General features: G+C 63.8%; 16 protein-coding genes. 9 read left to right on the top strand and 7 right to left on the bottom strand.

Annotation, left to right across the window (positions count from 1 at the left end):
* The 3 genes from FS320_RS14310 to minD form a co-directional block, all read right to left on the bottom strand.
* Positions 1 to 936: a DUF5996 family protein gene (locus tag FS320_RS14310; RefSeq protein WP_152712543.1), complete on the bottom strand. Its 936-nt coding sequence runs from the start codon at positions 934 to 936 to the stop codon at positions 1 to 3.
* A gap of 170 nt (positions 937 to 1,106) precedes the next feature.
* Entirely contained in the window at positions 1,107 to 1,385 is a 279-nt protein-coding gene (minE, locus tag FS320_RS14305; RefSeq protein WP_152712542.1) for a cell division topological specificity factor MinE, read from the bottom strand.
* On the bottom strand, positions 1,382 to 2,191 hold the full coding sequence (gene minD / locus FS320_RS14300) for a septum site-determining protein MinD (RefSeq protein ID WP_152712541.1): 810 nt from the start codon (positions 2,189 to 2,191) through the stop codon (positions 1,382 to 1,384). Before minD ends, minE begins: the two co-directional genes overlap by 4 nt.
* A gap of 380 nt (positions 2,192 to 2,571) precedes the next feature.
* Between minD and FS320_RS14295 the strand changes: the two genes are divergently transcribed.
* From FS320_RS14295 to FS320_RS14275, 5 genes are all read left to right on the top strand, one after another.
* The gene (locus tag FS320_RS14295; protein WP_244627137.1) at positions 2,572 to 3,519 is read left to right on the top strand and encodes an ABC transporter substrate-binding protein; all 948 of its coding nucleotides are present in this window, start codon (positions 2,572 to 2,574) and stop codon (positions 3,517 to 3,519) included.
* Complete coding sequence (locus FS320_RS14290) at positions 3,519 to 4,325, top strand: ABC transporter ATP-binding protein (protein ID WP_152712539.1); 807 nt, start codon at positions 3,519 to 3,521, stop codon at positions 4,323 to 4,325. Before FS320_RS14295 ends, FS320_RS14290 begins: the two co-directional genes overlap by 1 nt.
* Positions 4,322 to 5,095, top strand: a complete 774-nt coding sequence (locus FS320_RS14285) for an ABC transporter permease (protein ID WP_152712538.1) — start codon at positions 4,322 to 4,324, stop codon at positions 5,093 to 5,095. The genes FS320_RS14290 and FS320_RS14285 overlap by 4 nt, the downstream gene beginning before the upstream one ends.
* Before the next feature lie 93 nt (positions 5,096 to 5,188).
* Positions 5,189 to 7,684 carry a glucose/quinate/shikimate family membrane-bound PQQ-dependent dehydrogenase gene (locus FS320_RS14280; RefSeq protein WP_152712537.1) on the top strand — a complete coding sequence of 832 codons (2,496 nt, stop codon included), beginning with the start codon at positions 5,189 to 5,191 and terminating at the stop codon, positions 7,682 to 7,684.
* A gap of 14 nt (positions 7,685 to 7,698) precedes the next feature.
* Positions 7,699 to 7,902 (top strand): hypothetical protein, encoded by a 204-nt coding sequence (locus tag FS320_RS14275; protein ID WP_152712536.1) that lies wholly within the window; start codon positions 7,699 to 7,701, stop codon positions 7,900 to 7,902.
* A 22-nt stretch (positions 7,903 to 7,924) separates the two neighbouring features.
* Here FS320_RS14275 and FS320_RS14270 read toward each other — a convergent pair whose 3' ends face one another.
* Positions 7,925 to 8,980, bottom strand: coding sequence for a hemerythrin domain-containing protein (locus FS320_RS14270; RefSeq protein WP_152712535.1), 1,056 nt, complete (start codon positions 8,978 to 8,980; stop codon positions 7,925 to 7,927).
* 226 nt (positions 8,981 to 9,206) lie between these two features.
* Here FS320_RS14270 and FS320_RS14265 point away from each other — a divergent pair, with 226 nt between their 5' ends.
* A complete protein-coding gene (locus tag FS320_RS14265; protein ID WP_192926290.1) occupies positions 9,207 to 10,214 on the top strand; it encodes a threo-3-hydroxy-L-aspartate ammonia-lyase in 1,008 nt (335 codons plus the stop codon).
* A 153-nt stretch (positions 10,215 to 10,367) separates the two neighbouring features.
* On the opposite strand, the gene FS320_RS14260 is transcribed toward FS320_RS14265, so the two are convergent.
* Both FS320_RS14260 and FS320_RS14255 read right to left on the bottom strand, forming a co-directional pair.
* Positions 10,368 to 11,051 carry a hypothetical protein gene (locus FS320_RS14260; protein ID WP_152712534.1) on the bottom strand — a complete coding sequence of 228 codons (684 nt, stop codon included), beginning with the start codon at positions 11,049 to 11,051 and terminating at the stop codon, positions 10,368 to 10,370.
* Positions 11,052 to 11,122: 71 nt separating this feature from the next.
* A complete protein-coding gene (locus tag FS320_RS14255; protein ID WP_152712533.1) occupies positions 11,123 to 11,905 on the bottom strand; it encodes a class I SAM-dependent methyltransferase in 783 nt (260 codons plus the stop codon).
* A 207-nt stretch (positions 11,906 to 12,112) separates the two neighbouring features.
* Here FS320_RS14255 and FS320_RS14250 point away from each other — a divergent pair, with 207 nt between their 5' ends.
* The 3 genes from FS320_RS14250 to FS320_RS14240 are packed head-to-tail and all read left to right on the top strand — an operon-like array spanning position 12,113 to position 15,082.
* Complete coding sequence (locus tag FS320_RS14250) at positions 12,113 to 13,249, top strand: ABC transporter substrate-binding protein (RefSeq protein WP_152712532.1); 1,137 nt, start codon at positions 12,113 to 12,115, stop codon at positions 13,247 to 13,249.
* Between the two features lie 4 nt (positions 13,250 to 13,253).
* Positions 13,254 to 14,318: a FecCD family ABC transporter permease gene (locus FS320_RS14245; protein ID WP_152712531.1), complete on the top strand. Its 1,065-nt coding sequence runs from the start codon at positions 13,254 to 13,256 to the stop codon at positions 14,316 to 14,318.
* On the top strand, positions 14,312 to 15,082 hold the full coding sequence (locus tag FS320_RS14240; RefSeq protein WP_152712530.1) for an ABC transporter ATP-binding protein: 771 nt from the start codon (positions 14,312 to 14,314) through the stop codon (positions 15,080 to 15,082). Before FS320_RS14245 ends, FS320_RS14240 begins: the two co-directional genes overlap by 7 nt.
* A 124-nt stretch (positions 15,083 to 15,206) precedes the next feature.
* Here the strand turns inward: FS320_RS14240 and FS320_RS14235 are convergent, their stop codons facing one another.
* A complete protein-coding gene (locus tag FS320_RS14235) occupies positions 15,207 to 15,464 on the bottom strand; it encodes a DUF6894 family protein (protein ID WP_152712529.1) in 258 nt (85 codons plus the stop codon).
* Between the last annotated feature and the right edge of the window lie 588 nt (positions 15,465 to 16,052).

Here is a 16,052-nt window from a genome sequence, read left to right as displayed (position 1 = left end):
TCAGACCGTCCGCACCTGCGCGGGCGCGCCGATCGTGCATTCGAGCGCGGCGCGGTCCCAGGCGCCCGCATCGGCCGCGGCATTGTAGGTCGTGACGAGGAAGTCGAGCAGCAGCGCATCGGGATCGTCGGCCTGGCGCACCGTGTCGTAAGGCAGGATGAACTCGCCGAGCGTGGCGTCGAAGGAAGCGCCCGGCGTGACCTTCGCATCGCGAAAGCCCGGCGGCTCGGGATAGGCATAGGAGTAGAACGCCGGCTGCGGAAAGGCATCGCCGCCAGGCCAGAAGCCGGCACTGCTGACCTCGTGCGAATAGGCCTCGCGGGTCACCGGATCCGGCAGGCCGGGCACACCGCCGGGATGAGGTGGAGCGCTGCGCCCCGAAAAGCGCGTCACCGCGAGATCGAAGCTGCCCCAGAAGAAATGCACCGGCGAGGACTTTCCGAGAAACCCGCTGCGGAAGAGCTTGAACACCCGGTCCACCTGCACCAGCACGCGCCAGAAGCGATGCGCCGCATGGCGGTCGTAAGAGGCATGAACCCGATCCTCGGAAAAGCGAATGGGATCTGCCACCTCGTTCGGCATTTCGTTGATGGCAACCTCGACGCCGATATCGTTCAGGACCGTAAGGATGCGTGAATAGAAATCCGCGACGCTTTGCGGCTGCAGTGGCAGTTCCCGTTCCTCCCCGCTGCTCGTGCGCACGCGCAGGAGGTGGGAGAGGAAGTCGAACTCGATCTCCAGGATCTCGTGCCCGATGGGAATGGGTGACGTCCCCAAGCCTCGCGCGCTGACATAGAGCGGGACCTGCCAGCCATGATTGAGCCAGGGCGAGAGCGAGAGTCTGATCTTGCCGACGATCTGCGTCCAGAGCTGCAGGGTCGCTGCCGTGTCCCGCCAAGCGGGATAGGACAGTTCAGGCCAAGTAGCGTCGCGCATCAAGCGCTCCCGTGAGAAACGGACCTTAAGCAAAGCTAGGGCATCGTTCGGGGCAGGCAACCGGGCGACTTAAAACCGACGAACAGCAAACATTCACATCGATCCAACGTGCAGCTGGAGCGGCGTGGCGTTCCGATGAAATGCCACGCCGCTCCAGAAGACTTTCACGATCACGCGGCCGGGCGCATGCCAGCTGCGATGGCTGTCGGGATCTCGATATCGACCTCCAGGGTCGACACGGAGGCGCCGCGGTCCATCTTGATCTGCACGTTGTCCTGCGGCACCGCCATGTGCTTGGCGATGACGGCCATGATCTCCTCGCGCAGGATCGCCACGAGATCGGACTCGCCGCCCCCGACGATGGTGCGCTCATGGGCGAGCAGAACCTGAAGCCGTTCGCGGGCGACGGGTGCGGACGTGTTGCGCTTGAAGAAATTGAACAGGCTCATGCGGCCCTCCGTGAGAAGAGTTTGCTGAACAGACCGCGCTGCTTCTGAACTTCGACGATCGTCTCGCCCTGGAGCTTGCGCACGGCTTCGAGATAAGCCCGGGTCGGTGCGGAGTTCGGGCTGCCGAGCGTCACCGGCGCGCCGAGGTTCGACGAGCGCAGCACTTCCGTGCTTTCCGGGATGATGGCGAGAAGCGGAATCGAGAGGATATCCAGTACATCCTCGACTTTGAGGATCTCTCCGCGCTGAGCGCGCGCGGGATCGTAACGCGTGAGCAGGAGATGCTTTTCCACCTGCTCGCCCTTTTCCGCCTTCTCCGTCTTGGAATCGAGCAGGCCGATGATGCGGTCGGAATCGCGGATGGAGGAGACTTCCGGATTCGTCACGACAACGGCAACATCCGCATGGCGCATGGCGAGCGTCGCGCCACGCTCGATGCCCGCCGGGCTGTCGCAGATGATCCAGTCGAACTTTTCACGCAGGCCGTTGATGACGCGCTCGACGCCTTTGTCGGTGAGGTTGTCCTTATCACGCGTCTGCGAGGCGGGCAGCAGGTACAGGGTCTCGATGCGCTTGTCGCGGATGAGCGCCTGTTCGAGCTTCGCATCGCCCTTGATCACGTTGATCAGGTCGAACACGACCCGGCGCTCGGCGCCCATGATCAGATCGAGATTGCGCAGGCCCACGTCGAAATCGATCATGGCCACCTTCTGGCCACTCTGTGCCAGCGCGGCGCCTAGCGCCGCCGTCGATGTCGTCTTTCCGACACCGCCCTTGCCCGAAGTCACGACAAGTACTTTCGCCATCCTTGGTTCTCCTCACCCTACAAAGCTGCTCCTGCGACGGCATCACCAGCAGGTTCCCCGGAGGACCGCAGAACATGTTCGGAGAGTGGAGGCGGATCAGGCTGTCGCGGATTTCTTACGCTACGTGATGCATCTTATTCGGCGCCCAGTATGGTTACCGGGCGGTTAATATTTCCTGCTGGAAGCAAGTTTTTTGTTGAAAAGCCAACGATTTCAGTCGGGTTGGACACGCTCAAGGAATTTCGCCCTCTAACAGGAAATAAAGCCGCATGCGCCAGCGTCCGTCGGCGCCTTCCCATTGACCTTCAGCCGGGAACCCCTAGCCTTGAATCGATGTCACTGGAGGACCTCCGATGCGGTACGGATGGCGGCTACTTCTCTTGTCGGCGTTGTCACTCGTCGCGGCTCATGCCCCGACGCTTGCTCAGCAGAGCACGACGGTCCGGGTCGGGCATTTTCCCAATATCACCCATGTGCAGGCCTTGGTGGCCCGCGCCTTCGAGCGGCAGGGGCGGAACTGGCTCGGGGAGTGGCTCGGGCCTGGGGTGAAGATCGAATGGTACACCTACAATGCCGGTCCGAGCGCCATGGAGGCGATTTTCGCCAACTCCCTCGACCTGACCTATGTCGGCCCCAATCCGGCGCTCAACGCCTATGCCCGCTCCCGCGGCGCCGAGGTCCGCGTAATCGGTGGCGCCGTGAACGGCGGCTCGGCCCTGGTCGTGCAGGGAGATTCGCCCCTCTCCAAGCCCACCGACTTCAAAGGCAAGCGCATTGCCACCCCGCAATTCGGCAATACGCAGGATGTGGCAGCCCGCGCCTGGCTCGTCGCAGGCGGATTGCGCATTACCCAAACCGGCGGCGACGCCCATGTGGTGCCCACCAGCAATCCCGATCAGCTCTCCCTGTTCCAGAGTAAGCAGCTCGATGCGGTCTGGACCGTGGAGCCCTGGGTCTCGCGGCTGGAATCCGAGGCCGGCGGCAAGGTGCTGGTGGAGGAGAAGGACGCCATCACGACGATCCTCGTGTCGAGCGCGGGCTTCCTGGAGAAGAACCGCGATCTCGCCAAACGCTTCGTGGCAGCCCATCGCGAACTCACCGACTGGATTCAGAAAAACCCGGACGAGGCCCAGCGCATGGCCCGCGAGGAGCTGCAGGCCTCCTTCCGCCTCGACATGTCGCCGGAGCTCGTTGCTCGTGCCTGGAGCCGCATGGTGATCACGCCGGACACGTCGCGGGAGGCGTTTCAATCCTTCGTGACCAGTGCTCAGAAGGTCGGCTTCCTGCGCGACACGCCCGATCTGTCCCGTCTGATCGAGGCGCCTTGATGGAGGTATCCCAGCCGAATTCCATGACGGCCAGACCTGCCAAACTCCTCGTGGAGAACGTCTCCAAGCGCTTCACGTCATCGCGTGCCACCGTGCAGGCGCTGGAGAACGTTTCCCTCACCGTCACGGAGGGAGAATTCGTCTGCCTGATCGGCCCCAGCGGATGCGGCAAGTCCACTCTTCTCGACATCATGGCGGGGCTCACCATGCCGGATTCGGGCCGCGTGCTCGCCGACGGCAAGCTCGTGGAAGGACCTGGTCGGCAGCGCCTCGTCATGTTCCAGGAATCCGCGCTGTTTCCCTGGCTCGATGCCTTCGGGAACGTGATGTTCGGGCTGAAGCTGCGACCGGACCTGACCCATGCGGAGCGCAAGGACATCGCCAATCATTTTCTGCATCTCGTCGGCCTCGAGAAATTCAAGCGCTCGCATGTGCACGAGCTCTCGGGCGGCATGAAGCAGCGCGTTTCGCTGGCCCGCGCGCTCGCGCCCGATCCGCAGGTGCTGCTCATGGACGAGCCGTTCGCGGCGCTCGATGCACTCACCCGCGATCAGCTCTACGACGATATCCAGCGCATCTGGATGGAGAGCCGGAAGACCATCGTCTTCGTCACACACAACGTGCGCGAAGCGGTGTGCCTGGGAGATCGCGTCGTGCTCATGTCGCCCTCGCCGGGACGTATTTCGAAAATCTTCGAGATCAAACTGTCTCGTCCGCGCGATATCAACAGTCCCGATCTGGCCGGCTATACGTCGAAGGTTGCCGCCGCTCTCAAGGGAACGCTGAAAGGGGCGGTGTTTGAATGAAGCGCACGGCTGTCGCACTTCTCTTTTTCGCCGCGCTGATCGGCCTGTGGGAACTCGCCGTGCGCAGCGGCCGCTGGTCCATCGTTCTTCTTCCCTCGCCCATCTTCGTCGGCGAATACATCTGGAATGCGCTGCTCGACGGCACGCTTCTCGAATCCACCTGGGTGACGCTCAAGCGGCTTCTGGTCGGCTACGCCGCGGGCGTCCTCGTCGGCCTGCCGCTCGGCCTGCTGACCAGCACGTCGCAGATTTTCGAAGACACCATCGGAGCACTGGCTCTCGGCTTCCAGACATTGCCGAGCGTGTGCTGGGTGCCGCTCGCCCTCGTCTGGTTCGGGCAGACGGAAGGCGCGATGCTGTTCGTGGTGGTCATGGGCACCGTGTGGTCCGTCATTCTCGCCACCGATCACGGCGCACGCAACATCCCGCCCATTTATGCGCGTGCGGCACGCACCATGGGATCGGAGGGCTTTCATAAATGGACCCGGGTCATCCTGCCCGCCTCGCTCCCCTTCCTGGTCAGCGGCATGAAGCAGGGCTGGGCCTTTGCGTGGCGTTCCCTGATGGCGGCGGAAATCTATGTGACGATCCTCACCGGCTTCGGCCTCGGCCACCTGCTGCATTACGGACGCGAGTTGAACGCCATGGAGCAGGTGATCGGCATCATGATCGTTATCGTGGTGATTGGGCTTCTGGTGGATCGCCTGCTGTTCTCGCCCTGGGAACGGTTCCTGCATCGGCGCTGGGGCACGAATGTGAAGGAGGCATAGCAGGGCTGCATTGCGGCTGCCTTGGCGTCGTATTCCTGTGAAACATTTCCCCTCCCCTGACGTTGGAAGCCGAATGTCCGGAGGAGTCTATTCATGCCTGGCCCGGGACGCAGCCCTGTTCTCATCATCGCGGCCATTCTCACGCTTCTGATCGGAGTGGCTCTCGCCATCGGCGGCATATGGCTGATCACGCTCGGCGGCTCCTGGTTTTATGCGATTGCGGCCGTCGGCTTTCTCCTCACGGGCATTCTCCTCCTCGCGGGGAAGCCCGCAGCCTTGTGGGTTTTCGCACTCGTCGTCGCCGGCACGCTCGGCTGGGCCCTGTGGGAGGTGGGTCTCCATTGGTGGCCGCTCGCGGCGCGCGGCGACGTGGTGTTCCTCATCGGCCTGTTGCTGCTCACGCCCTGGGTGACGCGCAGCCTCGATGATCGACCGGCCGCTTCGACATCGGACCGTGATGCAACGGCGCGGCGCGTCTCGGCCTTCCGAGGTGCAGGACTGCCGCTGACAGGAGTTTTGGCCATCGCGCTCGTGGCGGCGGCGGCCTCGTGGTTCAGCGATCCCACGCGGATCGAAGGCGCGGCCCCGGGGCCGCGCGCGGACGTGCCCGACGATATGCTCGGCGTTCCGCCAGGCGAATGGCATGCCTATGGGCGCACGGCTTTCGGCCAGCGCTACTCGCCGCTCAACCAGATCACGCCCGAGAACGTCGCCAACCTCCAGGAAGCCTGGACCTACCGCACTGGCGACGTGCGGGGACGCCCCGGCGATCCGGAGGAGACCACATTTCAGGTGACGCCGCTCAAGTTCGGCAACCGGCTGTACCTGTGCACGCCGCATCAGTCGATCATCGCGCTGGACGACACGACCGGAAAAGAGGTCTGGCGCTACGATCCGAAGATCCGCGGCGAGCTCGCCCTGCAGCATCTGACCTGCCGGGGCCTGTCCTATTATCGCGGCAATGGTGCTGCCGCGGCCGCACCACCTCCGGCTCCTGCGCCTGTCACGACGGCCTCGCCACTTCCGGACCTGCCGGTTGCCGCGAGCGAGCGCCCGGCCGCGGACAATTGCCCGACCAAGCTCTTCATGCCCACCGCCGACGGGCGCCTGATCGCCCTGAACCCGGAGAACGGAGCCGTCTGCACGGCCTTCGGCGGCGGCACGGGGCAGATCAATCTCTGGGCCAACATGCCCAATGTGAAGCCGGGCGCCTATTACTCCACCTCGCCGCCCGCCGTCGCGAGAAACCTCATCATCGTCGGTGGCACCGTGCTCGACAACGTGTCGACCAGTGAGCAATCCGGCGTCATCCGCGCCTTCGACGTGAATACGGGCGCGCTGGTGTGGAACTGGGATTCGGGCAGGCCCGATGTCACGACGCCGCTGGCGCCGGGCGAGACCTACGTGCCGAACTCGCCCAACTCCTGGTCGATCTCCAGCGTCGACGAAGCCTTGGGTCTCATCTACATTCCGCTCGGCAACCAGCCGCCGGATCAATGGGGCGGCAACCGCAGCGCCAATGTGGATCGTTTCTCCTCTTCCGTCGTGGCGCTCGATATCGCGACCGGGCAAATGCGCTGGGTCTTCCAGACCGTGCATCACGATTTGTGGGATTACGACGTTCCCTCCCAGCCGAGCCTCATCGACCTGAATATCGGCGGCCAGACCGTGCCGGCTCTCGTGCAGCCGACCAAGCAGGGCGAACTCTACGTGCTCGACCGGCGCACGGGACAGCCTGTCCTGCCGGTGACGGAGAAGCCCGCGCCGCAAGGCGCGGCACCGGGCGACCGCACGTCTCCGACGCAGCCTGTCTCCGCCCTGTCCTACGACCCGCCGCCGCTCACCGAGCGCGACATGTGGGGGGCGACGCTGTTCGACCAGCTCGCCTGCCGCATTGCGTTCAAGAAGCTGCGCTACGAGGGCCGCTACACGCCACCTTCGCTTGAAGGCACGTTGGTCTATCCGGGCAATTTCGGCGTGTTCAACTGGGGCAGCGTCGCGGTCGATCCGGAGCGGCAGATCGCGTTCACGACGCCGACCTACATCGCCTTCGTATCGCAGCTCGTGCCGCGCCAGGACGACAAGACCCTCTACGTGCAGGGCGAGAACCGACCCGAGAGCAGCCTGCCGGCGTTGAACGAGAATTTCGGCGCCCCCTTTGCGGTGAAGCTTTCCGCCTTCACCTCCGCGCTCGGCGTCCCCTGTCAGGCTCCGCCCTGGGGCTATGTGGCGGCGGCCGATCTCACCACTGGCAAGATCCTGTGGAAGCACAAGAACGGCACCGTGCGCGACGCCTCGCCGATCCCCATGCCGTTCCCGATGGGCGTGCCCAATCTCGGCGGGCCGATGATGACGGCGAGCGGCGTCGCGTTCCTGTCCGGAACGATCGACTACTTCGTGCGCGGCTATGACGTGTCCAACGGCAATCAGCTCTGGGAGGCGCGGCTTCCCGCCGGCGGACAGGCGACGCCGATGACCTATACCGGGGCGGATGGGCGGCAATATCTGCTCGTGGTGGCGGGCGGCCACGGCTCGCTCGGCACCAAGGCGGGCGACTACGTCATCGCCTATGCCCTGCCGCGGACCTGATGGGAGGATTCTCGATGCGCAGGATCGTCGCCGGCCTGATGACGCTGCTTCTTTCGGCATCGGCTGCGCTGGCACAGGCCAGCCCGCCCGTGGAAGGCTCTCCCCCGAACACGCCCGGCGCCGCAGATGGCGCCGGGAATGCTTGGTGGCTGATCGTCCTGGTCGTGGTGGCGGCTCTTGCCATCTGGTATTTTGCCAGAAACCGGAACCGGACTTAAACGTCGGGAAGAGGGGCGGTCGTTACCGCCCGTCCCGTTTCAGCGCCCCTGAATCCGCGCCGCCCGTCTGAGCGCCGCCGGTACCGACCGAGCCCGTGGAGGCAGCGGGACCGCCTGCGGGAAGCGTTCCGCCCGGCTGCAGCGGGGTCGAGAGGCCCGAGGGAGCCCGCGGCGGATGGGCCGAGGAGAACCAGTTGTCGTCCGAAGGGCTTCCGCCCGCTGCCGGAGAGGTTCCGCCGGCGCCATGCAGCAGCGCTTCGTCGCCCTGGGCAGCTCCCTGCTCGCCGCCCATCCTGCCCGCCGACGTTCCTGCGGTGGACGCCGTACCGGGGGAAGTCGCACCGGCGGCCCGGTATGTCCGCGCGCCCGATGATGTCTGTCCCGTGGTGCCGCGGCGGGAGCCTTCGAGGCTCCGGTCGATGACTCCGCTCTCCAGCGGGAATGGCGGCTCGGGACGCCGCGGCGCCACGTGGACCGGCCGGTTCTGCCGCGAGCCGCTATGGCCGGACCGGGTCATGGTCCACAGGAGCGCACCGGCCCCGACGGCGGCAACGCCTGCAAGCACGCCGAACACGGTGCCGGAGGGAAGGCCGTAGCGGCTCGGCATCATGGATTGCGGCATATGCCAGCGCTCCGCCTCGTAGGATGCGATCCGCTCGCGCTCGTAAGTGCGCCGGAGGCTCTTGAGTTCGCTCGGGGAGAGGACGCCCCGGGCGACGATCATCACGCCGTTTTCTTCGAGCGTGAAGGCGTGCCGGATGGAGTTGGTCAGGTCCTTGAAGTCCGCAGCCCAATCCTGGCTGTTCTTGTCGGACCGGGCAGCGAGGTCATCGAGCTGACGCAGGATATCGTCCTGTGATCTCTCGAGATCGGCCACGTAGCCGGCAGTGCGCTCGTGGCCTGACAAAGCCGGATAAAGCACGTTCTGCTGCGCTGCAATGTGCCGTTCCAGTTCGTCCTGGAGATCGGCGAAGAGCTCGGCGCGGCTGTTGGGCCCGGTGCCAGTGGCCCGGAGAACCTCGCGACAGAGCTCTTCGATATTCGCGTGGTCCGTCACCACCATTTGCCATAGGTCCATGGGAGGCCTCCTGTCTTGCCTTGATAAGCATGAACGGCCGGAGCAGAGGGCTGTTCCGCTGGCGATGGACTTTGGCCAAACCTAACCCGAATGACCTCCCGGCTCTCAAAAAAGCCCCAAAGGTGACAAGCATTGCACAAAGTTGCTATGGACAAAAATCAGAGCTGGGCCTTGCGCACGGGAGGCGTAAGGGCTTGTCCGAAGCTTCAAAAAGCGTGAGAGATCGATGAACGCGCAAACCCTGCAAGCCGTTGAGGCCGTCGCCCCTGCCTCGGTGAACCTGCCGACTTACGACGACGTCGTCACGGCGGCGTGGCGCATCAACGGGGTGGCCCACCGAACGCCGGTTCTGACATCCCGCACCGCCGACGAGCGCACGGGCGGAAGGCTGTTCTTCAAAGCGGAGAACTTCCAGCGCGGCGGCGCGTTCAAGTTCCGCGGCGCCTACAACGCCATCGCACGGCTGTCTCCGGACGCGAGAAAGCGCGGCGTCGTGGCGTTCTCCTCCGGCAATCATGCCCAGGCCATCGCCTATGCCGGGCAGCTGCAGGACGTGCCGACCGTCATCATCATGCCGCAGGATGCGCCGGCCATGAAGGTCGCTGCCACCAAGGGCTATGGCGGCGAGGTGGTGTTTTACGACCGCTACAAGGAAGATCGCGAGGCCATCGGGCGCAAGCTTTCGCAGGAGCGCGGCCTGACCCTCATCCCGCCTTACGACCATGAGGACGTGATCGCCGGCCAGGGCACGGCGACGAAGGAGCTGATCGAAGAGGTCGGCCCGCTCGACATGCTGCTCGTCTGCGTCGGCGGCGGCGGATTGCTCGCGGGCTCGGCGCTCTCCTCCAAAGCGCTCTCGCCCGATTGCTTGATTTACGGCGTCGAGCCGGAAGCCGGCAACGATGCGCAGCAATCATTCCGCACGGGCTCCATCGTCAGGATCCCCGTGCCCGCCACCATCGCCGACGGCGCGCAGACGACCTATGTGGGCAACAAGACGTTTCCCATCATGTGCGCCCTCGTCGATGACATCCTCACCGTGTCGGACGCGCAGCTGGTGGACACCATGCGCTTCTTCGTCGAGCGCATGAAGATCGTGGTCGAGCCCACCGGCTGCCTCGCGGCCGCGGCCGCCCTGCACGACCTCGTGCCCTGCAAGGACAAGCGGGTCGGCATCATCATCAGCGGCGGCAATGTGGACCCGAGAGCGCTGGCGGGCTTTCTGGCGGGGTAACCTTCGCGCGCCGGGGGTGACACACGACCACTTCATGGCCGGCCTCGTGCCGGCCATCCCGATCCTGTGAAGCGATGCGCTTTTCCAATCGAGATCACCGGCACAAGGCCGGTGATGACGTGAAAAGTGCGTGGACGCCTCCAAACTTCTGCTTCACGGCCCAACCCGCACGACAACGGCGATCCCGTCGTGATCGCCGGTCGTGAGCTTGGGATCGCCGATCAACGCGTTGCCGAGATCGACGAACCGGCTCACCTTGAAGTCGGTGCTGCGGTCGAGACGTTGGGTGAAATCGTCCCGTGCCCGGTTGAACGAGCCGTAACTGTGCGGAGGATCGCGAAGTGGGTCGATCTCCTCGCGACTGAAGGCACGTGCGAAGAGATATCCTCGTCCGAATTGATGTGGCCCGAAGATGCGGCCGTGATTGTTGCTAACCTCGAAGATGTCGTTGGAGAAGGCATCGTCCCTGCCCTGGGGCAGTTGTGCATAAAGCTGTCCGCCGATGAAGCCCTGGTAGCCCGTCGAATGGCCGAAGCGGATGGGGTAGCCGGCACGAGCAGCGGCAGCCAGCAGCCGTGCCTTCGCGTCATCGGCGCTTGAGGCTCCCTGATCAACGATGATGACATTGATGGGCTCGCGCAGATTCCTGCCCTCGTAGATTTCGCCGAGCCAGTCGGAAGGCACGCTCTGAGCCGTCAGCATCCATCTGCCGATGGCGGGCAGGCCTTCCGGCGTTGCGACATCGATATCGGGGCGCTGCTGCGGCCGCGCCTCAAAGGTCATCCCGCCTGTCAGGGCAACACAGACGACGACAAGCTTGATCAGGCTGTGTCCCATGGGTCTTCTCCCGATGCCGCTCCAGAGAGTGCATCAGGAGAGCACGATCCAGCTCCACAAGCCATGGCTTTTCAGGTGGGGGCCTTCACCGCGAGAACCGCATAGCGATGCTGCGTCGCGCGCTCAAGGCCTTTGAGCAGCGGCAGGTTCTTTGCCTGCTGCCGATGGATCTGCGTGAGATCGCGATCGATGATCGTCTGCGCGAAACCGGCCTCGTGCAGCAGCGCCGCCACCTCCTGCGCCCGCGCGCCTTTGGAGAAGTAGACTCGGCGCAGGATACGCTCATGGGTCTCGCGCATGGCATTGGGCGCATGCGAGGCTCCGGCAAGTCCCGGCACCAGCTTCTCGACGAACCGGATCATGCGCTTGACGAGCGTCTCCGACACGAAGTCCCCGTCGACGATGAGAAGCCGCCCACCGGGCTTGAGCAGGGAGTGCCATTCCCGGAACGCGGCCTTGGGGTCGACGAGCGTCCACACCAGATGCCGCGTGACGAGCACGTCGTAGCTCTCCGGCTTTTCCAGGGTGCGTTCCGCATCGCCCATGACGAACCGGATGTCGGCGCCGCGCTTGGCCGCCTTGGTCCGCGCCTGGTTCAACATCGCCTCAGACCAGTCGAGACCCGTAACGTCGAAGCCGACGCCGTGCAGCAGGTGCGAGATCACGCCCGTGCCGCTGGCGAGATCGAGTGCTCTGCGGCCCTCGCCGGGGCCGAGATGGCGCAGGACAAGATCGCGCCACGCCTGCCGCTCCGCCTCCGAGAAGATCTCGTGCCCGACCTGTTCGTCGAAGGTCGGCGCACGCAAAGACCAATAGTCGCGGATCTCGTCCCGAAGAGTGTAGTTCGAGTTCATCGAGGGCCCATGAATGCAGGTTGTTTCGGCGCTCCTCTAGGCATAAATCCGGAGGACGTCAAATTGTAATGACTATAATCTGTAGAATAGAATGATTTTAAACTGGAGTTTTCACTTTTTAATTAAAGTAATTCTAAAAGATATTGCTTGCCTGACACTTGGCCCGGACATAGGAAAAGCCCGCTTTCCCTTGATACGAGGCGCGTCATGCAACTCTCCAAACTGGCTCTCGGTGCCGCCGTGGCGCTCGTCGGGCTCCTGCCCGTTTCCTCCCATGCCGCCGACAAGATCAAGGTGACCGACATCACCGGCCGTCAGGTCGAGGTCAAAGCCCCGGTCGAGAAGGTAATCCTCGGCGAAGGACGCCAGATGTACTTCGTTGCGACCCTCGACACGGACCAGCCGTTCAAGCGCGTGGTGGGCTGGCGCGACGATCTGCAGAAGGCGGATCTCGACGGCTACAAGGATTATCTCGCCAAGTATCCGCAGATCGACAAGATCCCGACCTTCGGTGGCTTCAAGGAAGGCACCTTCGATGTGGAGCAGGCCGTCTCCCTCAAGCCCGACGTGATCCTCCTCAACATCGAGGCGAAGACGGCGACCGACGACGCCAAGCTCATCGAGAAGCTCGCCAAGATCGACATTCCGGTCGTCTTCGTCGACTTCCGCGAGAAGCCGTTCGAGAACACCGATGCGAGCATGCGTCTCATCGGCAAGCTGTTCGGCAAGGAGGCGCGCGCTGAGGAGTTCATCGCGTTTCGCAAACAGCAGATCGACCTCGTGACCGACCGCCTCGCCAAGGCCAACCCGACGAAGCCGGTGGTGATGGTGGAGCGCGCGGCCGGCTATTCCGACGACTGCTGCATGTCCTTCGGCAACGAGAACTTCGGCAAGTTCGTGGAAGTCGCGGGCGGGCAGAACCTCGCGGCCAAGATCATCCCCGGCACCTTCGGTGTCGTGAACCCGGAGCAGATCATCGCGGCCAATCCGGATCAGGTGATCGTCACGGGCTCGAACTGGGAGCTCTACGTTCCCGGCGGCGCCTGGGTCGGCGTCGGCTCCGGCGCGGACAAGGCGAAGGCGCGCGACAAGCTCGCCGCGCTGATGAAGCGTCCCGCCTATACGGGCGTGAAGGCCGTGCAAAACAAGCAGGTCCACGCCGTCTGGCACCAGTTCTACAACAGTCCCTACCAGTTCATCGCCATCCAGGCGATGGCCAAGTGGCTGCACCCGGACCTGTTCAAGGATATCGACCCTGAGCAGACCATGAAGGCACTCTACGATCGCTTCCTGCCGGTTCCCTACAAGACCGGATACTGGGTGTCGCTCACCGACAAGGAATAGCCCCTTGGCTCACTCGCCCGCCATCGGCGTACTTAAGGGACGCGGGGCCTACCGCGTCCTCGTGCAGCGCAAGAAGCTCGTGCTTCTTGCACTGAGCCTTGTTCTGGTCCTCTCCGTGATCGCAGATCTCGGCTTGGGACCGGCCCGCTACACCATGCGCGAAGTCGTGCTAGCGCTGATGGGTTCGCCCGATGTCTCGCTGCAGATCAGCGTGGTGATCTGGGACATCCGCATGCCGGTCGCACTCATGGCGGTCGTTGTGGGCGCAGCGCTCTCGGCGGCGGGCGCGCAGATGCAGACGATCCTCAACAACCCGCTCGCCAGCCCCTTCACGCTCGGCATCTCGGCAGCGGCGAGCTTCGGCGCCTCGATTGCGCTCGTCTTCGGCATCGGCATTCTGCCCTGGGCCATCGATTACGTGGTGTCGCTCAACGCGCTTTTGATGGCCATGGCGACGGCGCTCTTCATCCATTTCATGAGCCAGAAGCGCGGTGTCACCGTCGAGACCATCGTGCTCCTCGGCATCACTCTCGTCTTCACCTTCAACGCGCTGCTCGCGCTGGTGCAGTATCTCGCCTCCGAACAGGCGCTGTCCGCCGTGGTGTTCTGGACCATGGGCAGCCTGACGCGCGCCACGTGGCCGAAGCTTGCCATCACCACGATCGTTGTCGCGGTCTCGCTCCCCCTCTTCATGCGTCGCGCCTGGGCGCTCACGGCTCTTCGCCTCGGCGAGGACAAGGCGGCGAGCTTCGGCGTCAACGTACGCTGGCTGCGCCTCGAGACGATGATGATCATCAGCCTGCTGGCCGCCGTGCCCGTCGCTTTCGTCGGCACCGTCGGCTTCATCGGCCTCGTGGGCCCGCATATCGCGCGCATGCTGGTGGGCGAGGATCAGCGCTATTTTCTGCCGGCCTCCGTTCTGTCGGGTGCTGCGATCCTGTCGCTCACCTCGGTCGTCAGCAAATCCATCGTGCCCGGAACGATCTTTCCCATCGGCATCATCACGGCGCTCGTGGGCGTGCCGTTCCTCTTCAGTCTGATCATGTCCAGCCGGAGGCGCTCATGGTAGCGACCCTGCAACTGACCGATGTCGGCGTTCGCTACGGCAAGCAGGAGGTCCTCTCCGGCGTCACCACGCCGTTGCTGAAAGGCGGCGAGGTGACGGCGGTGATCGGGCCCAACGCCGCCGGCAAGTCGAGTCTGTTCCGACGCATCGCCGGCCTGCTCGACGGTCCCGGCGTCATCCGCATCGACGATGCGGCGCATCAGGCAGGCCAGAGTCATGTCTGCTACATGCCGCAGGACACCTCCGTGAACACGGTGCTGACCGTTTACGAGTCGATCCTGCTCGCCCGCAAGCAGGGCGCCGCCCGTAAGGTCACCGACGAGGATCTCGAGGAGGTCGACCGCGTCCTCTACAGCCTGCAGATCGAGCCTATTTCCTTCAAGGGCCTGCACGAACTCAGCGGCGGGCAGCGTCAGCTGGTCTCGCTCGCCCAGGTGCTGGTGCGCACCCCGAAGATCCTGCTTCTCGACGAGCCGACAAGCGCCCTCGATCTGCACCGGCAGGTGGAGGTGCTGGCCCTGATCCGTTCGCTCGCGAAGGACCGCGAAATCTGCGTCGTCCTCGCCATTCACGACCTCAACCAGGTTCTGCGCGTAGCGGACCGGGTGATGGTGATCGATGCCGGCACCATGGTGACCTGCGGTCCGGTGGACACGGTGATCACCTCTACCCTGCTTCAAAACATCTACAAGGTGGAGGGCCGAATCGAGCAATGCTCCCGCCTCTGCCGTCATGTGATCATCGACGGCCCGCTCGGGCGGGCGTGAGCGGCGACAGGGCCTAGGCTTACGAGGTTTTAAGACCCACCGATTTGCTCCCTCTTCTGCCGAGTCTTCTAAGAAGTGGGAGCGTCAATGCAGTCCGACATCATCTGCCATACCAAGGGAAGACCTACTCGACAGGTTGATCGTCGACCGCGCCCTCTTCAATGACAAGAGAGAGAGCCATCCGCAGTATGACCTTCCCCGCTTCGTCCCTCACGTTGACCACGAAGGTTCGGTGATTGTCGTCAGGAAGAGCATCCTTCGCCATCTCGGGCAGGCATTTCTGCGCCTCGGCTTTGGCAACCTCCAGGCTTTCCAGTTCCAAACCCACATCATCGGGAATGAGTTTATCCCCATCATAAGTGTCGAAGAAGAAGCGCGGCATTGAACTCCCCGGGAGAAAAGCTGTGGCTGTCAATGAGTGCGCGCAGCCTTTGTTCACTCCATCCGATTATAGACCTGAATATGGCCTAAGCCCACGACATCACGGCCATCTCCGAGCCAACCGGCTAACCACTCGGGATCGCGGCGACTGAGCGGCGGTATCAAGTGGGAAGATTACGGCGCCTGATGAGGCTTATAGGCCAGGATCTCTAGGCGCTGGATCTCGGGAGGGTCGACGAACAGATCGGGAGCCTGTTGGATCAAGCTCACGGCAACCTGACCAGCCAGATGAGCGTTCCGAGCGTCCTCGTCAGGAAAAGCATCGAAGATCGCAAAGGTGTTGTGGTCGAAGCGAACCGCGTACCAGGTGGTCGTACCGGGCTCCTCCTGCGCGAGGGATAACAGCGAGCGCAGAAACTCCGCCGCCTCCTCCTCTTTGTCCGCCCTAGTGTTCTGTCACTGACGAGTGATTCCGAAATCCGATCCGACGTGCGATCCTGCTCTGATGGGCAAGATCGAACGCATTGAGGTTCCCGCCGCTGATCGAGATCGCTTGGAGAGCTTGGTCGGTGACCGCAACACATCCCAG

Origin of the sequence: Microvirga tunisiensis (assembly GCF_009296175.1) — a bacterium.
GTDB lineage: Bacteria > Pseudomonadota > Alphaproteobacteria > Rhizobiales > Beijerinckiaceae > Microvirga > Microvirga tunisiensis.
Note: the sequence above shows the minus strand (reverse complement) of the source record. Positions and strands in the feature narration are given on the sequence as shown.